General features: G+C 64.2%; 23 protein-coding genes and 1 riboswitch. Of the genes, 12 read left to right on the top strand and 11 right to left on the bottom strand.

Going from position 1 to position 19,735, the window contains the following annotated elements; translation table 11 throughout:
• Positions 1-219: 219 nt before the first annotated feature.
• From rpsI to SOX55_RS08115, 4 genes are all read right to left on the bottom strand, one after another.
• The gene (rpsI, locus tag SOX55_RS08130; protein ID WP_325286940.1) at positions 220-624 is read right to left on the bottom strand and encodes a 30S ribosomal protein S9; all 405 of its coding nucleotides are present in this window, start codon (positions 622-624) and stop codon (positions 220-222) included.
• 14 nt (positions 625-638) lie between these two features.
• Positions 639-1,070, bottom strand: coding sequence for a 50S ribosomal protein L13 (gene rplM, locus SOX55_RS08125; RefSeq protein ID WP_325286939.1), 432 nt, complete (start codon positions 1,068-1,070; stop codon positions 639-641).
• A gap of 226 nt (positions 1,071-1,296) precedes the next feature.
• Positions 1,297-1,560: a pro-sigmaK processing inhibitor BofA family protein gene (locus SOX55_RS08120; protein WP_325286938.1), complete on the bottom strand. Its 264-nt coding sequence runs from the start codon at positions 1,558-1,560 to the stop codon at positions 1,297-1,299.
• Positions 1,551-1,814: a DUF2508 family protein gene (locus SOX55_RS08115; protein WP_325286937.1), complete on the bottom strand. Its 264-nt coding sequence runs from the start codon at positions 1,812-1,814 to the stop codon at positions 1,551-1,553. Before SOX55_RS08115 ends, SOX55_RS08120 begins: the two co-directional genes overlap by 10 nt.
• Positions 1,815-1,903: 89 nt before the next feature.
• Between SOX55_RS08115 and SOX55_RS08110 the strand changes: the two genes are divergently transcribed.
• Together SOX55_RS08110 and SOX55_RS08105 are read left to right on the top strand one after the other, a co-directional pair.
• Positions 1,904-2,362: a nucleoside deaminase gene (locus SOX55_RS08110; protein WP_325286936.1), complete on the top strand. Its 459-nt coding sequence runs from the start codon at positions 1,904-1,906 to the stop codon at positions 2,360-2,362.
• A 35-nt stretch (positions 2,363-2,397) separates the two neighbouring features.
• Positions 2,398-2,601 (top strand): hypothetical protein, encoded by a 204-nt coding sequence (locus tag SOX55_RS08105; RefSeq protein ID WP_325286935.1) that lies wholly within the window; start codon positions 2,398-2,400, stop codon positions 2,599-2,601.
• Positions 2,602-2,815: 214 nt separating this feature from the next.
• Here SOX55_RS08105 and SOX55_RS08100 read toward each other — a convergent pair whose 3' ends face one another.
• Entirely contained in the window at positions 2,816-3,676 is an 861-nt protein-coding gene (locus tag SOX55_RS08100; protein WP_325286934.1) for a hypothetical protein, read from the bottom strand.
• Positions 3,677-3,907: 231 nt separating this feature from the next.
• Between SOX55_RS08100 and spoIID the strand changes: the two genes are divergently transcribed.
• The 5 genes from spoIID to SOX55_RS08075 all read left to right on the top strand — a co-directional run bounded on the left by spoIID (position 3,908) and on the right by SOX55_RS08075 (position 9,702).
• Positions 3,908-4,927, top strand: coding sequence for a stage II sporulation protein D (gene spoIID, locus SOX55_RS08095; RefSeq protein ID WP_325286933.1), 1,020 nt, complete (start codon positions 3,908-3,910; stop codon positions 4,925-4,927).
• 66 nt (positions 4,928-4,993) lie between these two features.
• The gene (locus tag SOX55_RS08090; RefSeq protein WP_325286932.1) at positions 4,994-6,127 is read left to right on the top strand and encodes a polysaccharide deacetylase family protein; all 1,134 of its coding nucleotides are present in this window, start codon (positions 4,994-4,996) and stop codon (positions 6,125-6,127) included.
• A gap of 107 nt (positions 6,128-6,234) precedes the next feature.
• Entirely contained in the window at positions 6,235-6,942 is a 708-nt protein-coding gene (locus SOX55_RS08085) for a response regulator transcription factor (RefSeq protein WP_325286931.1), read from the top strand.
• Positions 6,943-7,013: 71 nt separating this feature from the next.
• The gene (locus SOX55_RS08080; protein ID WP_325286930.1) at positions 7,014-8,477 is read left to right on the top strand and encodes a sensor histidine kinase; all 1,464 of its coding nucleotides are present in this window, start codon (positions 7,014-7,016) and stop codon (positions 8,475-8,477) included.
• Entirely contained in the window at positions 8,458-9,702 is a 1,245-nt protein-coding gene (locus SOX55_RS08075) for a S1C family serine protease (protein ID WP_325286929.1), read from the top strand. Before SOX55_RS08080 ends, SOX55_RS08075 begins: the two co-directional genes overlap by 20 nt.
• A 212-nt stretch (positions 9,703-9,914) precedes the next feature.
• On the opposite strand, the gene SOX55_RS08070 is transcribed toward SOX55_RS08075, so the two are convergent.
• From SOX55_RS08070 to SOX55_RS08060, 3 genes are all read right to left on the bottom strand, one after another.
• Positions 9,915-10,277: a sulfite exporter TauE/SafE family protein gene (locus SOX55_RS08070; protein ID WP_325286928.1), complete on the bottom strand. Its 363-nt coding sequence runs from the start codon at positions 10,275-10,277 to the stop codon at positions 9,915-9,917.
• Positions 10,274-10,627 carry a TSUP family transporter gene (locus tag SOX55_RS08065; RefSeq protein WP_325286927.1) on the bottom strand — a complete coding sequence of 118 codons (354 nt, stop codon included), beginning with the start codon at positions 10,625-10,627 and terminating at the stop codon, positions 10,274-10,276. The genes SOX55_RS08070 and SOX55_RS08065 overlap by 4 nt, the downstream gene beginning before the upstream one ends.
• Positions 10,628-10,703: 76 nt before the next feature.
• Positions 10,704-10,895 (bottom strand): DUF1540 domain-containing protein, encoded by a 192-nt coding sequence (locus SOX55_RS08060; protein WP_325286926.1) that lies wholly within the window; start codon positions 10,893-10,895, stop codon positions 10,704-10,706.
• Positions 10,896-11,041: 146 nt separating this feature from the next.
• Between SOX55_RS08060 and SOX55_RS08055 the strand changes: the two genes are divergently transcribed.
• The gene (locus SOX55_RS08055) at positions 11,042-11,698 is read left to right on the top strand and encodes a YczE/YyaS/YitT family protein (RefSeq protein WP_325286925.1); all 657 of its coding nucleotides are present in this window, start codon (positions 11,042-11,044) and stop codon (positions 11,696-11,698) included.
• Positions 11,699-11,746: 48 nt separating this feature from the next.
• Here the strand turns inward: SOX55_RS08055 and SOX55_RS08050 are convergent, their stop codons facing one another.
• The 3 genes from SOX55_RS08050 to mgtE form a co-directional block, all read right to left on the bottom strand.
• Positions 11,747-12,637, bottom strand: coding sequence for a LysR family transcriptional regulator (locus SOX55_RS08050; protein WP_325286924.1), 891 nt, complete (start codon positions 12,635-12,637; stop codon positions 11,747-11,749).
• A 321-nt stretch (positions 12,638-12,958) separates the two neighbouring features.
• On the bottom strand, positions 12,959-13,276 hold the full coding sequence (locus tag SOX55_RS08045) for a hypothetical protein (protein ID WP_325286923.1): 318 nt from the start codon (positions 13,274-13,276) through the stop codon (positions 12,959-12,961).
• 82 nt (positions 13,277-13,358) lie between these two features.
• Complete coding sequence (gene mgtE, locus SOX55_RS08040; RefSeq protein ID WP_325286922.1) at positions 13,359-14,750, bottom strand: magnesium transporter; 1,392 nt, start codon at positions 14,748-14,750, stop codon at positions 13,359-13,361.
• A 115-nt stretch (positions 14,751-14,865) separates the two neighbouring features.
• Positions 14,866-15,028: riboswitch (M-box (ykoK) riboswitch) on the bottom strand.
• Between the two features lie 212 nt (positions 15,029-15,240).
• Between mgtE and SOX55_RS08035 the strand changes: the two genes are divergently transcribed.
• The 4 genes from SOX55_RS08035 to SOX55_RS08020 form a co-directional block, all read left to right on the top strand.
• Positions 15,241-15,912, top strand: coding sequence for a JAB domain-containing protein (locus tag SOX55_RS08035; protein WP_325286921.1), 672 nt, complete (start codon positions 15,241-15,243; stop codon positions 15,910-15,912).
• Between the two features lie 18 nt (positions 15,913-15,930).
• Positions 15,931-17,901: an excinuclease ABC subunit UvrB gene (gene uvrB, locus SOX55_RS08030; RefSeq protein ID WP_325286920.1), complete on the top strand. Its 1,971-nt coding sequence runs from the start codon at positions 15,931-15,933 to the stop codon at positions 17,899-17,901.
• 13 nt (positions 17,902-17,914) lie between these two features.
• Complete coding sequence (locus tag SOX55_RS08025; protein WP_325286919.1) at positions 17,915-18,652, top strand: hypothetical protein; 738 nt, start codon at positions 17,915-17,917, stop codon at positions 18,650-18,652.
• Between the two features lie 28 nt (positions 18,653-18,680).
• Positions 18,681-19,735: MBOAT family O-acyltransferase (locus SOX55_RS08020; RefSeq protein WP_325286918.1), on the top strand; the 1,055-nt coding region annotated here is incomplete at its 3' end.

Genomic DNA, 19,735 nt, shown 5'->3' with positions numbered 1-19,735 from the left:
TTCCCACAGCTTTTACTCCCTTGCGGACTTCGAAAAGCAGCTTGCCATCCATAACCGCCGTTCCAACAACTTTCCCATGAGGCCTCTTGGCTGGCTATCTCCTTTTGAGTTCTCTGTCCAATATGTTTGACAATCCTACATGTTTGGCCCAAAACGCAGAGAATCCCCGGAACCCTGCGGTTCCGGGGATTCTCTGTACAACAGATAAGATACGGAAAATCAGCGCTTGGAGAACTGGGGAGCACGACGGGCGGCCTTCAGACCGTACTTCTTGCGCTCCTTCATACGAGGATCGCGGGTCAGGAAACCGGCCTTCTTCAGGATGGGGCGGTTGTCCTCGGAAGCCAGCAGCAGGGCGCGGGCGATGCCGTGACGCAGAGCGCCGGCCTGGCCGGACACACCGCCGCCGGTGACGGTGGCAACGATGTCCATCTTGCCCTCGTTGCCGGTGGCCTCCAGGGGCTGACGGACCACCATCTTCAGGGTGTCCAGACCGAAGTAATCGTCGATGTCACGGCCGTTGATGGTGATGGAGCCGGTGCCGTTGGGGAACAGGTGAACGCGGGCCACGGAGGACTTCCGGCGGCCGGTGCCATACAGATAGGGCTTCTTAGACTGATACATTCTCTTGTTCCTCCTTATTCAGCGTCCAGAACGACGGGCTTCTGAGCCTGCTGCTCGTAGTTGGCGTCGGTGTAGATGTGCAGGCGCTTGAGGGCGTTCTTGCTGAGGCTGTTCTTGGGCAGCATGCCCTTCACAGCCACCTCCATGGCCAGCTGGGGCTTCTCAGCCATCAGGATGCGGTAGGGGGTCTCCTTCAGGCCGCCCACCCAGCCGGAGTGGGTGCGGTAGATCTTCTGCTCGCCCTTCTTGCCGGTGAGAACGGCCTTGGCGGCATTGATGATGATGACGTGGTCGCCGCAGTCGGCGTTGGGAGTGAAGGTGGGCTTGTTCTTGCCGCGCAGCAGGTCGGCGGCGCGGACAGCCGTCTTGCCCAGGGGCTTGCCGGCAGCGTCCAGAACGTACCACTTGCGCTCAATGTTGGCCTTGTTCGCCATAAAAGTGGACATGGTGTTTCCTCCGTACTATATAGTGTATTTGCTTTACAAATCAATTGCTCCGGGGTAAAATCGGAGCATGAATATTTATAGCACAGGGAAATCCCACTGTCAACAACAAATTCATTTAGCATTCACTTATCTCGTGAAAGCTTTGAATATCTCTTGTTTTCTCTCGTTTTCTCGATTCCGATTTTTGTTTTTTCCCGCGGTACCCGGATAAAGTGCCTATGTAGCGCTACAATACCCACTGGACCAACAGCAGCAGTACCACCCCCGGCAGGCCCAGAATGCCGATGGTCAGGGCGTTCCACAGGTTCAGCCCCAGGCTGACGCCGGTGAGGGCGGCGGTGCGGTTGATGAGCCACAGCACCCCGAAGCCCAGCAGCGTGTTGGCCAGCAGCTTCAGCGTCACCTTCAGGGGCACGCTGAACACCCGGATCAGGGCCACCAGCAGAAAGCCGGCCAGCAGGCCGGCCAGAATCTTCTGTTTCAGGTCCATGTGACATCCTCCTTCGGCGGCAGGGCGGCGGCCACGGCGGGCTGCCGGGCCTTGATGGCCCGGATCAGGTAGTTGCACCTGGCCTGCACGGCGCTGATCTGATACACGCAGGACTCCACCAGCTCCGGCTCCACGGCCAGGTCAAACTGGCGGTAGGCCGTCTGCAGGTCCGCCTGGGCGGTGTCCAGCTCGGCTTTCAGGGTTTCCAGTTCCGGGTCGGGGGCGGTTTTCTTCTGGGAAAATCGGATTTTCATGGCAGTTCCTCCTTTGGAACGTCTGTTGGATTCTACGGGAAGTCTTGCCAAATATTCCAGAAATATTCCGGAGAGGAGGTTCGCGGACCATGGAACACGAGGACTATATGCGTCAGGCGCTGGCCCTGGCGAAGGAGGCGGCGGCCGCCGGAGAGGTGCCGGTGGGCTGCGTCATTGTCCGGGACGGCGCGGTGGTGGGCCGGGGCCGCAACCGCCGGGAGGAAAAGCAGGCCGTCTGCTCCCACGCGGAGATGGAGGCCATGGCGGAGGCCAACGCCGCCCTTGGCAGCTGGCGGCTGGAGGACTGCGCGCTGTACGTGACGCTGGAGCCGTGCCCTATGTGCGCCGGGGCCATTCTCAACGCCCGCATCCCCCGGGTGTACTACGGCGCCCGGGACGCGGCCATGGGGGCCTGCGGCGGCGTGACGAACCTGTTTATGGAGGAGTTCCCCAACCGCCCCGCCCTGGTGGGAGGCATCCTGCGGGAGGAGTGCCAGGCGGTGCTGCGGGACTTTTTCCGGGACCTGCGGCAGAAGGACCAGGCATAGTCCGCCCCGTTCCGGGCATACTGACCGGCGAGGTGATGACTGTGGAAAAAACGGAGCTGCCCCTGGGGCTGGGAATGGCCCTGGCCCAGAACGAGGCCGCCATGAAGCAGTTCGAGGCCCTGCCGGCGGAGGAGAAGAAGCAGTTCGCAGAGCGTGCCCACGCCGTCCGGTCCAAACAGGAGATGCGGCGGCTGGTGGACGGCCTGCTCCAGCGGGGCGGAGGCGGCGCGGAGGGATAAGCCGCTTCCGCTGTCTGTTTTCGCTGGAGGAAAAGATTTAAATCTTTTGTAACAATTGAGGGTGGTTTCTTTAACAAACTCCCCGTATCCTAAAAATTGCAAGAGACAACTTCTTTTCATCCAATCTTCCAAAAAATAAGGAACAGGGCCAGCCATCCGGCTGGCCCTGTTCCTGTTTGCAAAGGCACAGAGGGGAAATCCCCCTCCGCGCGGTTCAGGCTTCTTTCGATTTGGCGGCCTCGTGGGCCAGGGCGGCGAAGCGCATCAGCAGCAGCCCCGTCACCAGCAGGATGCCGCCCAGGGTCAGCAGGGCGGAGGCGGGGGAGCGGCTGTCCGCCAGGGCGGTGACCCCCAGTGTCAGCGCCCAGAGACCGTACACTGCGAAGCGGCGGGTGCGGCCGCAGTGGAAGCCGAAGGAGGAGGCCCGGTAAAAGCTGAGAATCAGGGCCGCCAGGGCCAGCAGCCCCACGTAATAGGCGGAGATGGAGGGGTTGACGGAGTCCTCCCGGTATACCAGCACCAGCCGCAGCACCAGCGCCGCCACCGGCACCAGCAGCAGGTTGCTGTTCAGGGGACGGCGGGAGACGCCGGAGGAGGTGTGCCTGCCGCCGGTGCGGCAGGCGGCGATGATGGGGAACAGCGCCAGGGCGGAGAGAAGGGTCAGCCCGCCGGAGAGAATGGCCAGCACCGGCGAGAACAGGCCGTCGGAGGTCACCAGCCCCAGCACCAGCCCCTGCCGGTAGGCCAGGGCGGTGAACAGCTCCAGCCCGCCGGAGAGCAGCCACAGAAAGGCGCCGGTGACCAGCAGGGTGGGCGTCAGGGTGTCCCGGGCCTGGAAGTAGTCGGGGAAGGTGCCGGGGGTGTCCTCCTTCTCCGAGGGCAGGCCGCGGCACAGCACCGCCGTCGCCGCCGCCAGGGCCGCCAGCACCACCGGCACCGCCAGGGCAAACCCGCTGCCGGGGATGGGCAGGCCGGTGTCCGGCTCGAAGCCGGTGCGGTTCTGGGCCAGCCGCAGGACAAAGGACAGTCCGCCGCCCGCCAGGGCGGTGAACAGGATGGAAACGTATTTTTTCATGTCAGGCTCTCCCGTATCCCCCGCCGGGGCGGGGGAGGTTTTCCCGGTCCCGCGGAAAACCGGGGCCGGTGGATTTATTCAGTATACCACGGCGGCCCGCCGTTGTCTATGACGGATTCCGGTGGCGCCGGGGCGAAAAGTGTGGTAAACTGGCGAAAAAGCATTATCCCGCCGCCATGCGCATAGACTGCGGGAGAGGTTTGTCCCACGGGACGGCGGGAGGTGAGCAGGTTGAAGCGAAAACGGCGGAGGAAAGGCTCCGCCCGGGGGGCGTGCTGCGTGGGCGTGTCGCTGGCCCTGGCGGGGCTGCTGTTTCTGCTGCCCCTGTTCTCCGGGGAGCGCCGGGAGACGGCGGGGGAACAGGAGCCGGAGCCCATTCAGATTCTGCCTCCCGGGGAGACGGACAGCGGCGAGACCATCCGGGTGCTGCTGGGGGAGGAAGTCCGGGAGATGACCATGGGGGAGTACCTGGCGGGGGTGGTGCGGGCGGAGATGCCCGCCGCCTTTGCCCAGGAGGCCCTGTGCGCCCAGGCGGTGGCCGCCCGGACCTACACCCGCTACCAGCTTGCCGGCGGCTCCCGCCACGCCGACACGGCGGACATCTGCGGCGACCACACCTGCTGCCAGGCCTTTCTGGACAAAGAGACGGCGGCGGAGAACTGGGGCGCCGACGCGGAGCGGTACGAGGCCAAGGTGGAAAACGCCGTGGCCGCCACCGACGGCCAGGTGATCCTCTATGACGGCCAGCCCATTCTGGCGGTGTTCCACTCCTCCTCCGCAGGGCAGACCAAAAGCGCCGGCACCGTCTGGACGGAGGACCTGCCCTACCTGCGCAGCGTCTCCAGCCCCGAGGGAGAGGAGGTTCCCAACTACTACAGCCGGGTGGAGCTTTCCGCGGCGGAGTTCCGGGAGAAGTTCCTGGCGGCCTGCCCGGAGGCGGACCTGTCCGGCGGCGAAAGCCAATGGGTGGGGGAGGTGAAGCGCACTGAGGGCAGCAACGTGGAGAGCATCACCATCGGAGGCGTCGCCGTGAAGGGCAGCCGGGTGCGGACTGTCTTCGGCCTGCGCTCCGCCTCCTTTGATCTGGAGGTGGGCGGCGGGAAGGCGGTGTTCTACGTCACCGGCTACGGCCACGGCGTGGGCATGAGCCAGTACGGCGCCAACGCCCTGGCCAAAGAGGGAAAGACCTGGCGGGAGATCCTGCTGCACTACTATACCGGCGTCACCATCGGGCCGTACCCGGCGGGGTGACCTTTACAAAAAGCCGGAAAGTGTGGTAAAATACCATATTCAAAAGACGGAAAGGGGGCGGAACGGATGCGGCAGAAGCTGACGGCGGTTTTGTGCGCGGTGCTGCTGATGATTGCCATGGCCGCGCCGGATGCCGCCGCCGCGGCGGGGGTGTATTTCACCGCCGCCAACGAGACCATCCGGGAGCTGACGGAGGCCACCATGCCCTTCTGGGCCAACGGCGATCTGTACGTGGACGGGTCCCTCTTTGAGAACAAGGACCTGTACACCGGCTTTTTCTACAACTCCTCCAAGAACATGGCGGTGGTCTACTCCCGGAAAACCGCCAACAACGCCCTGTACTTCGACCTGGCGCGGAACCGGGTGGACAACTCCGACGGCTACGGCTACTATCCCCCCGCCATCCTCCGGAACGGCGTGGTGTTTGTGCCGGTGAGCCTGGTGACCGCCTATTTTGAGCTGGGCTACGCCAATATGCGGGTGGAGCACGGGTATCTGCTGCGGGTCCGCAGCGACAAGGCGGTGCTCAGCGACCGCACCCTGGCGGACGCCGGCAGCACCCGGATGGACAGCCAGTACCAGCAGTATCTGGCGGCGAAGAGCGCCGGGCAGCAGACGGAGTCCCCCGGCACCGCCGGAGAGACCGTCCGGCCGCCGGAGACCGCCGCGGGCCAGACGGTGCGGCTGTGCTTCCGGGCGGACACGGCGGAGACGACGGAGGAGCTGCTGGACCTGCTGGACGGCAGCGGCGCCCGGGCCGCCTTCTATTTCTCCGCGGAGCAGCTGGAGCAGCAGCGGGACCTGGTGCGGCGGATGGCCGCCACGGGCCAGACCATCGGCCTGACGGCGGACTGCGCCGGCGAGGCGGACCCGGCGGAGCAGCTGCGGCTGGCCAATGAGGTTCTGTGGCGGACGGCGGGGGTCAAGACCCGGCTGTGCGTGCTGGAAAACGCCGCGGACGCGGGACGCCAGTCGGCGGAGGCGGCGGGCTACTGCTGCCTGACGCCGGACGTGGACTGGGCGGAGACGGGCCTGCGGACCACCAGCGCCGCCAGCTCCCTGCTGAAAAAGATCAGCGGCCGCAAGGGCGGCCAGACCGTCTGGCTGGGAGCCAGGGCGGAGAGCGGAGGTCTGCGGGCGCTGCTGCGGCTGGCCCAGCAGGCGGACCACCGCCTTGTGGGGCTGACGGAAACGGATTGACTTCCGGAAATTTACAAACCATTCAACAATCGGGGCGGAAACCCGTCTATAATGGACACAAAGGAGGCCGGAGAGACACCGGCCATACGCGAATGGGAGGAATGACCATGGCACGCAACATTCTGGTGGTGGAGGACGACCGCAACATCTCCGACCTGATCCAGATGTATCTGGTGAAGGAGGGCTTTGATGTCCGCATCGCCGGCGACGGCGGAAAAGCCATCGAGGAATTTCAGAAAGGGGAGCCGGACCTGATCCTGCTGGATATCATGCTGCCGGTGATGGACGGCTGGGCCGTCTGCGCCAGGATCCGGGAGACCTCCAAGGTGCCCATCATCATGCTCACCGCCAAGAGTGAGGTGTTTGACCGCATCCAGGGCCTGGAGATGGGCGCGGATGACTACATCGTCAAGCCCTTCGAGATGAAGGAGCTGATCGCCCGCATCAACGCGGTGCTCCGCCGGACGGAGATCCCCGACGACACCCGGAAGAAGCTGACGTTTGACAAGCTGATCATCAATCTGGACTCCTATGAGCTGACGGTGGACGGCAAAAAGGTGGATACGCCCCCCAAGGAGCTGGAGCTGCTGTACCATCTGGCCTCCACCCCCAACCGGGTGTACACCCGCAACCAGCTGCTGGACGAGGTGTGGGGCTTCGACTACTTCGGCGACTCCCGGACGGTGGACGTGCACATCAAGCGCCTGCGGGAGAAGATCGAGAACGTCAGCGACCAGTGGGCGCTGAAAACGGTCTGGGGCGTGGGCTACAAGTTTGAGCTGACGGACAGCGCCCAGGCGGACAAGAAGCAATAACGGAACAACGGCGCGCCGGAGGCTGCCCGGGGGGCGGCCTTCCGGCGCAGAGCGCTTTGGAGAGGATCCGCATGAAGAAAAGACTGCAGGAACGCTTTCGGGGACTGTACTGGCGGCAGCTGTTTGTCACCGCCGGCATGGTGATGCTGACGCTGGTGCTGCTGGGCGTCTCCTTTTTTTCCCTGAGCTTTAACTACGCCCGCCAGCAGCGGGAGACGGAGCTGCGGAGCAAGGCGGAGGTGGTGGCCCGCCTGTCCGCCGGCTATCTGGAGAACTACCGGTTCCAGGACGAGGAGGAGCTGGAGCAGCTGGCCACCTTCGCCGCCGGCGTGTCCGACGTGGACTTCCTGGTGAGCGACACGGAGGGCCATGCCCTGCTTTCCACCGACGAGGACCTGGAGGGTATGGTGCTGACGCTGCCGGCGGAGCTGGTGCGGCGGGTGCTGGACGAGGGCAGCTGCTCCGTCCGCAGCGACCTGGGGGGCATCTATCCGGAAAAGCAGTTCATCGTGGGCGTCCCCGCCCGGCTGGGGGACGGCCAGGTGGTGGGCGTGGCTATTGCCATGGCCACTGTCACCTCCCTGGACGCCATGTGGCAGGGCTTCATCGGCCTGTTCTTCATGACGGCGCTGGCGGTGCTGATGATCTCCTTCATGGCCTCCTCCGTCACCGCCATGCACCTGGTGCAGCCCATCCGGGAGATGGCCCAGGCCACCCGCCGCTACGCCGAGGGGGACTTTGACGTCCGCATGAAGGACTATCAGCGCAACGACGAGGTGGGCGAGCTGGCGGCCTCCTTCAACACCATGGCCGAGTCCCTCCAGCACACGGAGCGGCAGCGCCGGGAGTTCATCGCCAACATCTCCCACGAGCTGAAAACCCCCATGACCACCATCGCCGGCTATACCGACGGCATTCTGGACGGCACCATTCCGCCGGAGCAGGAGAAGAAGTACCTGCAGATCATCTCCGACGAGAGCCGCCGGCTGTCCCGGCTGGTGCGGCGGATGCTGGACGTGTCCCAGCTGCAGGCCATGGACCCCCTGAAAACCGGCGGTCAGTTCGACCTGTGCGAGAGCATGCGCCGGGTGCTGATCTCCATGGAGACCAAGATCACCCAGCGGGATCTGGATGTGGACGCGGACATCCCCGAAGAGCCGATTCTGGTGCTGGGGGACAACGACATGATCACCCAGGTGATCTACAACCTGCTGGAAAACGCGGCCAAGTTCGCCCGGCCCGGCTCCACCCTCTATCTGGGGGTCCGGCCCTCCGCCGGACGGGCCACCGTCACGGTGCGCAACGAGGGGGAGACCATCTCGCCGGAGGAGCTGCCGCTGCTGTTCGAGCGGTTCCACAAGAGCGACAAATCCCGCAGCGAGGACAAGGACGGCGTGGGCCTGGGGCTCTACATCGTCAAGACCATTCTGGAGCAGCATAAGGAAAAAATCGGCGTCACCAGTGAGAACGGCGTTACCACCTTCTCGTTCTCCCTGCGCACCGAGGATGGGAGCAATGATGACAGAGGAAAATAACCGGCGTCTCCCCGGCGAGGTGGTGGAAACCTACCGGCCGCCGGAGTACCGGGAGGTGGTGGGGGTCTATACCCGCCCCCTGCCCGGAAGCATGTGCCCCCCGCCGCGGGAGGAACCGCCCAGGCGGCGGAAGAAGGGGCTTTGGATATTCCTGCTGTGCGCGGTGGTGGTGTGCGCCCTGGCGGCGGCCGCCTTCTTCTGGCCCCGGCTCACCGGGCAGGAGGACTGGCACGGCGGGGAATGGGAGGAGCAGGAGCTGACAGTGGACCTGCCCACCTGCCAGGCGGCGGAGGGAATGGCCCTCCGGCTGGAGGAATCCCACGGGGAGGCCCTGACGCCCCAGGAGATCTACCGGCGGGTGAACCCGTCGGTGGTGACGGTGGAGGTGTGGCTGGACAAAAGCATGAGCATCGGCACCGGCGTCATCTTCACGGAGGACGGGTATCTGCTGACCAACTACCACGTGGTGGAGGGCGGCTGGCGGTGCCAGGTGCTGCTGGCGGACAACCGGATATTTGAGGCCAAATACGTGGCCGGCGACCGGAACAACGACCTGGCGGTGCTGAAAATCGACGGCACGGAGCTGCCGGCGGCGGAGCTGGGCCGGTCCGACGACCTGGTTGTGGGCGACCCGGTGTACGCCATCGGCAACCCCCTGGGGGTGGAGCTGCGGGGCACCTTTACCGACGGCATCGTCTCCGCCATCAACCGGGACGTGCAGGTGGACGGCCGCAGCATGACGCTGGTGCAGACCAACGCTGCGCTGAACTCCGGCAACTCCGGCGGCCCCCTCATCAACCGGTACGGCCAGGTGGTGGGCATCAACACCATCAAAATGTACTCCGACTTCTCCACGGTGGAGGGCCTGGGCTTCGCCATCCCCACCAGCACCCTGGAGTATATCGTCAACCAGCTGCTGATGTACGGCGAGGTGCTGCCGGAGCCGCGGATCGGCGTGTCCGTCAGCATCATCGGCGAGGCGCTGCCGGACGGCACCGTGGGCATTCTGGTGCAGGCGGTGGACCCGGGCAGCGCGGCGGACCGGGCCGGCGTCCTGGTGGACGACTACGTGGTGGAGGTGGACGGCGAGCCCATCACCTCCAGCAGCGACCTGCTGCGGGTGCGCCGCCGCTTCCGCATCGGCGATCAGATGGAGATGACGATCTGGCGGGACGGCGAGTACCTGACGGTGACGCTGGACCTGACGGAATCCGTGGAGGACTGATAACCTTTACAATGCCTCGCTTTTTTGCCTGCTGCGCAGGCCAAAAAGCTGCCGCTATGCGGCGCAAACGCTTGCTGCGCAAGCTTTTTGCAGGCATTCGATTCCACACGAGGGGACTCCCGCCCCCTCGTACTCCCCCTGAAAAACAAACCTCTTTATCTCCAAATGGAGGTTCTTTGACAAGCTGAAAAATGACCTGTCCGGCGGACAGGTCATTTTTTGCGCTTCGGCCACACCAGCAGGACGCCGGAGAGCAGCAGGTACGCGCCGAAGGGGCGGCGGAACATGTCCACATCCACGCCGGTGGCCAGCCACGATCCCGCCAGCGCCGCCAGCACCGCCGCCGGAACGGCGGCCTTCAGGGTGGGCCTGTGGAGGTAGCCGCCCCGGGCGTGGCAGATCAGGGCGGAGGCGGCGGTGGGCAGGAAAAACAGCAGATTGACACCCTGGGCGGTGCGCTGGTCCACCCCCAGAAACAACGTCATCACCAACAGCAGCAGGGTGCCGCCGCCCACGCCCCAGGCGGACACCACCCCGGCGCCGAAGCCGCAGAGAAAGGTCAGCCATATCTTCACCGCAGGTACCGCACTCCCGCGTAAAGAAGGAAGACGGCGAACACCCACCGCAGCAGCTTCACCGGCACCCCTCCGTACAGCTTTCCGCCCACCCAGCCGCCGGCCAGACCTCCGGCCAGATAGGGCAGCGCCTCCGTCAGGGACACGCCGCCCCGCAGCAGGTAGATCCCGGCGGACACGGCGCACACCGGAAAAATCACCGCCACGCAGGTGGCGAACAGCTGCCGCCCCGACAACTCCCGCTCCCGGCTCATCAGCGGCAGAAACACCATGCCGCCTCCGCCGCCGAAGCAGCCGTTGGCCAGCCCCGCCGCTGCGCCGGCCAGCCGCGCCCTCCAGACAGATTTCACCGCCTCACCTCCTATGTACCGCGGAGCGTGGTCCGGCGGCCCCGGAGGACCGCCGGACCGGGAAGAACAGGGGACGTTACTTCAGACGGAAGCTCTCACAGTCCGTGCACTTGATCTCCGTGGGATTGGCCTCGTGGGTGCCGACGGTAATGCTGTCCAGGCCGCAGTAGTTGCTGTCCTGGCAGTGATGGGCACAGTTGTTGACGGTGCACTTGATGCTCTGGTTGGGGGTGCAGTCGCAGCCGCTGTTGGTGCAGTCCTTGCTCATGGATATTCCTCCTGTTCAACGAAATCTGGCTTTCGCCGGGAATAGTCTGTGCCGTTCCGGTCGGGATATGCATGGCGCAAGTTGACAACCCGGGAATTCGGCTGTAAAATAAGTCGATTTTTGGAAAAACAGGGGGAGACGTCACCATGGAGTGGAAGCGGCTGGGACGGCTGATTTGGGGGCTGCTGCTGTGCGGCGCGGGAATCTATCTGGAGCTGCGGGCCAACATCGGCCTTTCTCCCTGGGATGCCTTTGCCGAGGGCGTGTCCCTCCGCACGGGGATGCTGTTCGGCGACGCGGTGGCGGTGACCAGCGCGGCGGTGCTGGTGCTGGACCTGGCACTGCGGGAGCCCATCGGCGTGGGCACCATCTGCAACGCCGTGCTCATCGGCAAATTTGTGGACGTGCTGGAGTGGCTGGAGCTGATGCCCGACTGCCGGTCCATGCTGACCGGGGTGCCGGTGCTGCTGGCGGGCCAGCTGCTGATCTGCGTGGGGTCCTATTACTACATCGGCGCCGCCATGGGCTGCGGCCCCCGGGACTCCCTGATGATTTCCGTCGGCAAGCACTGGCCCCGCATCCCCATCGGGCTGGCCCGGTTCTGCGTGGAGTGCACGGTGCTGGTGACGGGCTGGCTGCTGGGGGCGCCGGTGGGCGTGGGCACGGTGCTGTTCATGTTCGGCATCAGCTTTTTGCTGCAGTTCGTGTTCCGGCTGTACCGCTTCAACGCCAGGGCTGTGGTTCATGAGGACTGCGTGACCACGCTGCGCCGCTGGCTGGGGCGGCCGGTGCGCCACGCGTAAAAACAGGAAAGAGGAGCCTTCCGGCTCCTCTTTTCGCGTCTTGGGGAATCACTGCCGGGCGGCCTCCAGCATGTCCTGCACGTAGTTGCGGAACTCCTCCGCCGCCGGGGAGAGGGTCTGCTCCTTGCTCCACACCAGCACGTACTCCACCTGCCGGGCCGGATGGGTGATGACCTTGGACACCAGCAGGTCATTGGGGGTAAAGGTGGTCTGGGGGAAGATGCTGATGCCCACCCCCTGCTCCGTCAGGGCCACCGCGTCCACATAGTTGGACATCTCGCACAGAATGTCCGGCTCCTGGCCGATCTCCCCGAACCACTGGCGGATGGCCAGGATGCGGGACTTCCGGGAGGGGACAATGAGGGGCTGTCCCACCAGACTGGCCAGGGGCACCTCCGACCCCGGTATCCGGGCCAGGGGATGGCTGTTGGGGATCATGGCCACCCAGGACTCGCCGCCTACGGAAAAGCCCTCCACATGCTCCGTGTCATAGGGGGTGGCGATCACCGCCAGGTCCGCCAGGCCCTTGTGGAGCCGGTCCAGCACGTCGTCGCTGCTGCCGTTCCACAGATTGTACCGCACCCGGGGGAACTCCTCCTGAAACCCGGCGATCCACCGGGCCGCCAGATACGGCGCCCGGCCCTCCACCAGCCCCAGATTCACGGTGCCGGACATGCCGCCCAGCATGTCGGCCAGCTCCTGCCGGGTCTTTTCCTCCAGGTCCAGCAGCTGATGGGCCCGGCGCAGCAGCAGCTCCCCCTCCGGCGTCAGCGTCAGCCGCCGCTTGCCCCGGACAAACAGCTGCACCCCCAGCTCCGCTTCCAGATTGTGCATCTGGTTGCTCAGGGGCGGCTGGCTCATGTTCAGCAGCTCCGCCGCCCGGGTGATATTCTTCTCCCGGGCCACCACCGCAAAATACCGCAGGGTACGCAGTTCCATGGCACTTCACCTCGCTGCTATCATATCAGAATGATATGGTAATTACAATACAATACGTATTTTATTTTTTTGAAAAACCGTGTTAGGATAAACGTGTCCCAAGGGAAGGGACAAAAAAATACAACAGGAGCTAAGGGGGCTTACCGGAATGAAAAAACTGATTCTGACCACTACGGATTGCTGCGGGACGCTGTTCCTGAATTGAGTCCCCGGCTCTTTACCAAGGATTGACGAAACCAGAAAAGGAGGCGTCTGATATGAAGAAGTGGAGCGAGGTCCTTTCCGACTATTACCGCACGTTTGCTCTGTAAGAGATTCCATTCAACCGGGTTTCTGAACTGACAGGAGGTAACTGATATGAAGAAGTCTTTTGAGCGTCTGCTGAGCGATTACTACCGCACTTTCTCCCTGTAAAGGGTGTTCCGTTTCAACCGTCAAGTCTGATTGGAGGTAACTGATATGAAGAAGTCTTTTGAGAGCCTGCTGAGCGATTACTACCGCACCTTCTCCCTGTAAAGGGTGTTCCGTTTCAACCGTCAAATCTGATTGGAGGTATCTGATATGAAGAAGTCTTTTGCCAGCCTGCTGAGTGATTATTACCGCACCTTCTCCATTTAACCCGCTGCCGCGCTCTTCCATGAGAGCACTCTGTATTTGCCGCTGATTGAAGAAAGCAGGCGCCGTCAGGCGCCTGCTTTCTTCGTTTCTTCATTTCACATTTCTAAATGTGGAGAATCAGGGTGGCGAACCGGAAGTACACCAGCAGGGACAGGGAGTCCACAATGGTGGAGATGAAGGGGGAGGCCATCACCGCCGGGTCGAAGCCCACCTTTTCCGCCAGAATGGGCAGCGAGCAGCCCACCAGCTTGGCGCACAGCACCGTGCCCACCAGCGTGGCGCAGACCACCAGCGCCACCAGGGGCGTCACGTCCGGGTTCTGCATCATCCACCGGTCGATGAGCATCATTTTCACGAAGTTGGCGGCGGCCAGACAGATGCCGCAGATGATGGACACCCGGAACTCCTTCCACAGCACCTTCGGCAGGTCGCCGAACCGGACCTCGCCCAGGGACAGGGCGCGGATGACGGCGGTGGAGGCCTGGGTGCCGCTGTTGCCGCCGGTGCCGGAGAGCATGGGAATGAAGGAGGTGAGGATGGCGCAGGCCGCCAGGGAATCCTCAAACTTGGTGAGGATGATGCCGGTGAAGGTGGCGGAGAGCATCAGAATCATCAGCCAGGGGGTGCGGGCCTTCCAGGTCTCAAACACGCCGGTTTTCAGGTAGGGCTTGTCGGAGGGGGCCATGGCGGCCATCTTGGCAATATCCTCGGTGGTCTCCTCCTGCAGAACGTCGATGGCGTCATCCACGGTGACGATGCCCACCAGCCGGTTCTCCGTGTCCACCACCGGCAATGCCAGGAAGTCGTACTTGCTGAGGGCCATGGCCACCGTCTCCTGGTCGTCCAGGGTGGTGACGGAGACCAGATTCGTCTCCATGATGTCCTCGATGATCTCGCTGTCGTCGGCAAACAGCAGCGTCCGGATGGACACCAGCCCCAGAAGGTGGCGGCCGGCGTCGGTGACGTAGCTGATGTTGATGGTCTCCTTGTCGGGACCGGTGCGGCGGATGCGCTTGAAGGCGTCCTCCACCGTCATGGAGGCCTTCAGGTCCACGAACTCCGTGGTCATGATGCTGCCGGCGGAGTCCTCGGGGTACTTCAGAATTTCGTTGATGCTCTTCCGGGTGTCCGGGTCCGAGTGGCGGAGAATGCGCTTGACCACGTTGGCCGGCATCTCCTCCACAATGTCCACGGTATCGTCCAGGTACAGCTCATCCAGCACTTCCTTCAGCTCCACGTTGGAAAAGCCCTGAATCAGCATCTCCTGCTGGTCGGAGTCCAGCTCCACGAACACCTCCGCCGCCAGCTCCTTGGGTAGCAGCCGGAACACCAGGGGCAGAATCTGCTCCTCCGACTCCATCATCAGAAGGGCGATGTCCGCCGCCTCCAGCGGCAGCAGGAGGTCGCGGAGCTGGGCATACTGTTTTCGGTGGATCAGATCCTCGATCTGTTTTGCGAACTTGGTCAGTTCGTCGGCGTCCTCGTAATCAAACACAGGCGCGTCCTCCTTTCCCGCTGAAATGGGTCAAAATCAAAAATGCAGCCCCTCGTCTCTCCGTCCGGAAAGGCTGAGGGCTGCCGCCGATGCGCCGGAGGCTCCTGCGCGCCGCGGAACCTCCCTACCGTTCAAGCTTTAGCTCCGCAAGGCGGTGCAGTTGCGTTAGATGATACCTTCGTGTTCGATATCGCCTGTTCATACCCTCTCATGATGTCTCCATCATTTCGCGGCAGCAACCCATATCCGTGCGGTAGCCTTACCTACCGGACCATATTGATTTAATATAACTATGGTATGCCCAAAAACGCCGCTTGTCAACCCAAATCACGTAAGATCCCGGAAAAATCGGGAACAATTTCCGCCGGAACAGCCCGCCCGGGGAGGACAGCCGGAACGGAAAGAAACGCTTGTGAGAGCGCGGAATAAATGGTATAATACCCTGATACGACATTACGGCATTGATCCGAAGGGAGTGGGAGACGTGGGGATGCACGACGGTCACCGGGAGAAGCTGCGCCATCGCTTTGCCGAGGGCGGCGCCGGACAGTTCACCGACTGTGAGCTGCTGGAGCTGCTGCTGTTTTACGCCATTCCCCGGCGGGACACCAACGATCTGGCCCACCGGCTGCTGGAGCAGTACGGCTCCCTGCAGGGGGTGCTGGACGCCCCGGCGGCGGACCTGCGGCAGGTGGAGGGCGTGGGCGAGAGCGCGGCGGTGCTGGTGAAACTGGCGCCGGAGCTGTGCCGCCGGGCCAGGGAGGGCGCGAAGCGGGAGACGGTTCTCAGCTCCACGGAGGCGGCGGGCCGGTACCTGGCGGAGCGGTTTGCCGGGGAGAGCGGCGAGGCGGTGTACCAGCTGTGCCTGGACAAAAAGGGCAAGCTGCTGGTGTGCCGCCGCTTAGGCGAGGGCGGACTGTCCGGCGCCGGGTTCTCCGTGCGGAAGCTGGTGGAAAACGCGGTGCTCACCGGCGCCAGCGGCGTGATATTGTCCCACAACCACCCCAGCGGCATCGCCCTCCCCTCCCGGGAGGACTACGGCGCCACGGAGCAGGCCGCCCGGGCGCTGGACGCCGTGGGCGTGCCGCTGCTGGACCACATCATCGTGGCAGACGGGGATTTCGTCTCCATGGCGGACTCCGGCCTGCTGCCCCGGGGCTGATTCTGACGGAGGTGTACCATGCCCAAATTCAAGGTTCATTCCCCCTACCAGCCCTCCGGCGACCAGCCGGAGGCCATCCGCGCCCTCAGCGAGGGCGTGGACAACGGCCTGGATGAGCAGGTGCTGCTGGGCGTCACCGGCTCCGGCAAGACCTTTACCATGGCCAAGGTCATCGAGGCCGTTCAGCGGCCCACTTTGGTGCTGGCCCACAACAAGACCCTGGCGGCCCAGCTGTGCTCCGAGTTCAAGGAGTTCTTCCCGGAGAACGCGGTGGAGTACTTCGTCAGCTACTATGACTACTACCAGCCGGAGGCCTATATCCCCCACACCGACACCTATATCGCCAAGGACGCCGCCACCAACGAGGAGATCGACCGGCTGCGGCTGTCCGCTACCTTCGCCCTGCTGGAGCGGCGGGACGTGATCGTGGTGGCCTCCGTGTCCTGCATTTACGGTCTGGGTGAGCCGGAGGATTTCGCCCGGCTGGCGGTTTCCCTGCGGGCGGGGACGGAGTACAGCCGGGAGACGCTGCTGAAGAAGCTGGTGGAGTGCCGCTACGAGCGCAACGACGTGGCCTTCCAGCGGAACATGTTCCGGGTCCGGGGAGACACGGTGGAAATCTATCCCGCCTACTACAAGGACCGGGCGGTGCGGGTGGAGTTCTTCGGCGACGAGATCGACCGCATCAGCGAGTTCAACCCCGTCACCGGCACGGCGGACCGCCACCTGACCCACGTGGTCATCTACCCCGCCAGCCACTACGTCACCACCCAGGACAAGATGGACCGGGCGGTGAAGGAGATCAAAAAAGAGCTGGAGGAGCGGGTGGCGTATTTTGAAGAGCACAACCAGCTGGTGGAGGCCCAGCGCATCCGCCAGCGGACGGAATACGACATGGAGATGATGACGGAGCTGGGCTACTGCACCGGCATCGAGAACTACTCCCGGGTGATCTCCGGCCGGCCGGTGGGCTCCGCCCCCATGACGCTGCTGGACTTCTTCCCCAGGGATTTCCTGCTGTTTGTGGACGAGAGCCACGTGACGCTGCCCCAGGTGCGGGCCATGTACAACGGCGACCACGCCCGGAAGGACTCCCTGGTGCAGTACGGCTTCCGCCTGCCCTGCGCCTATGACAACCGGCCGCTGAAGTTCGAGGAGTTCGAGCAGCGCATCAACCAGGCCATCTACGTCTCCGCCACCCCCGGCGAGTACGAGCGCAGCCGCTCCGGCCAGACGGTGGAGCAGGTGATCCGGCCCACGGGCCTGCTGGACCCGAAGGTGGAGGTGCGGCCGGTGGAGGGCCAGATTGACGACCTCATCGCCGAGATCAACGCCCGGGCGGCCAGAAGCGAGCGGGTGCTGGTGACCACCCTCACCAAGAAGATGGCGGAGGACCTGACGGAGTATTTCAAAAACGCCGGCATCCGGGTGCGGTATATGCACTCCGACGTGGAGACCATTGAGCGGATGGAGATCATCCGGGACCTGCGGCTGGGAAAGTTCGACGTGCTGGTGGGCATCAACCTGCTGCGGGAGGGCCTGGACCTGCCGGAGGTGTCGTTGGTGGCGGTGCTGGACGCCGACAAGGAGGGATTCCTCCGGTCGGAGACGTCCCTGATTCAGACCATCGGCCGTGCCGCCCGGAACGCGGAGGGCCTGGTGATCCTCTACGCCGATCAGATCACCCCCGCCATGCGGTCCGCCATGGATGAAACGGAGCGCCGCCGCACCATTCAGGACGCCTACAACCAGGCCCACGGCATCGTGCCCAAAACCATCATCAAGGATGTGCGGGAGGTGCTGGAGATCTCCACCACGGCGGAGAGCGATACCCTCCGTGGCAGGAAGAAGCGGAAGCTGAGCCAGCAGGAGCGGGAGGAGGAGATCGCCCGTCTGGAAAAAGAAATGAAAGAAGCGGCGAAGATGCTGGAATTCGAGTATGCCGCCATCCTGCGGGACCGCATCATTCAGCTGAAAGGCGAAGGGTAAACAGGAGAACCGTATGAAAAAGCGCACGTGGTCACAAAAACTGCTGATATTCCTTCTGGCGGGCATGATGCTGGTGTTCGGCGTGCTGACCGCCCGCTCCCGCCAGACCCGGGGCGTCTACTTTGACGGCACGCTGCTGAGTGTCACGGAGGAAGAGAACGCGACGGTCTATTCCGGGCAGGTCCGGGGCGCTGAGATTGAGGTCACCGTCCGGAAGACAGAGGCCGGCGCGGAGGTGGACTTCTCCCGCGGCGCCGCGGAGAAGCGCTATGTGGTGGAGTACCCCCTGGCGTCTGTGATCACGGAAAACGGGGACGCCGTCCCCGGCATCCGCGTCACGGAGGACGGAGAAGTGCTGTTTGAGGGGGCCTTCCTGCCGGGGCAGACCGGCAGCCGGGGCTGGTTTGACACCGAGGGCCGCTGGTCCCCGGACTCCGCCGTGGGCATCACCCCCGGCACGGGAAAGGAACCGCCCGCGGGGTTGAACCGGGCCCAGGCGGCGGCCTTCGCACTGGACCCGCCGCTGTACGCCCGGGGCAGCTGGGCGGACTACGGCCTGAACGTGTTCGTCAGCGCCATTGTGCTGCTGGCGGCGGCCTTCCCGGAGACGGCCTTCGGCTGGAACCTGTTCCGCACCCGGGAGCAGGGGGAGCCGCCCAGAGGCTACCGGGCAGCCACCCAGGCCATCTGCTGGATGCTGACGGGCCTGGCGCTGGCGCTGTATCTGCTGGCGCTGCGGAAGATCTGTTGAAATTTTTCGGAGAAAGGGGGATGCGGCCATGGCGTTCAGCAGCATGAGCTTTCTGTTCGGCTTCCTGCCGGCGGTGCTGGTGTGCTACTTCCTGCTGCCTGCCCGGCTGCGGCGGGGCCGGAATCTGGTACTGCTGGCCTTCAGCCTTGCCTTTTACTGCTGGGGCGGCGTGCGGCTGCTGCCGCCGCTGCTGGTCAGCTGCCTGGTGAGCCATGTCTCCGGCCTGGCCTGCGCCCCGGGACGGCCTCACCGGAAGGCGGCGTGGCTGGCGGGCATCCTGGTAAACCTGGGCATGCTGGTGGTGTACAAATACACCGGCTTCCTGGCGGGGAACCTGAACGCCCTGGGGCTGAACGTGGCGGTTCTCGCCATGGTGCTGCCGGCGGGCATCTCCTTTTTCGTGTTCCAGGCGGTGGCCTACGTCACCGACGTGTACCGGGGGACGGTGCCGCCGGAGAGAAACCCTCTGCGGCTGACGCTGTTCATGGCCTTTTTCCCCCAGATTCTCCAGGGCCCCATCCTGCGCTACGGGGAGTTCGCCCCGGCCATGACGGACCGGCGGGAGACCGTCCGGGACGCGGCGGAGGGCCTGACCCGGTTCTGCTTCGGCCTGGCCAAAAAGGTGCTGCTGGCGGACGCCCTGGGGCAGATTGCCGACGGCGCCTTTGCCGCCGGGGACCGGCTGACAGTGGGGCTGGCCTGGCTGGGCGCCATCGCCTACACCTTGCAGCTGTACTTCGACTTTTCCGGTTACACCGACCTGGCCATCGGCCTGGGCCGGGTGTTCGGCTTCCGCCTGCCGGAGAATTTCAACTACCCCTATATCGCCAGGTCCGCCTCCGAGTTCTGGCGGCGGTGGCACATGACGCTGTCCTTCTGGTTCCGGGATTACGTGTATATCCCCCTGGGCGGCAACCGCTGCTCCAAGGGCCGCCAGCTCATCAATTTGCTGGTGGTGTGGATGCTGACAGGGCTATGGCACGGCTCCGCCTGGAATTTCGTGCTGTGGGGGCTGTACTATGCCGCGCTGCTGATGGGCGAAAAGTTCCTCTGGGGCGAGGCCCTGGAGCGGCTGCCCGCCGC

It is taken from the genome of Dysosmobacter sp. (assembly GCF_034093755.1).
In the GTDB taxonomy this organism is placed as follows: Bacteria; Bacillota; Clostridia; order Oscillospirales; family Oscillospiraceae; genus Oscillibacter.
Note: the sequence above shows the minus strand (reverse complement) of the source record. Positions and strands in the feature narration are given on the sequence as shown.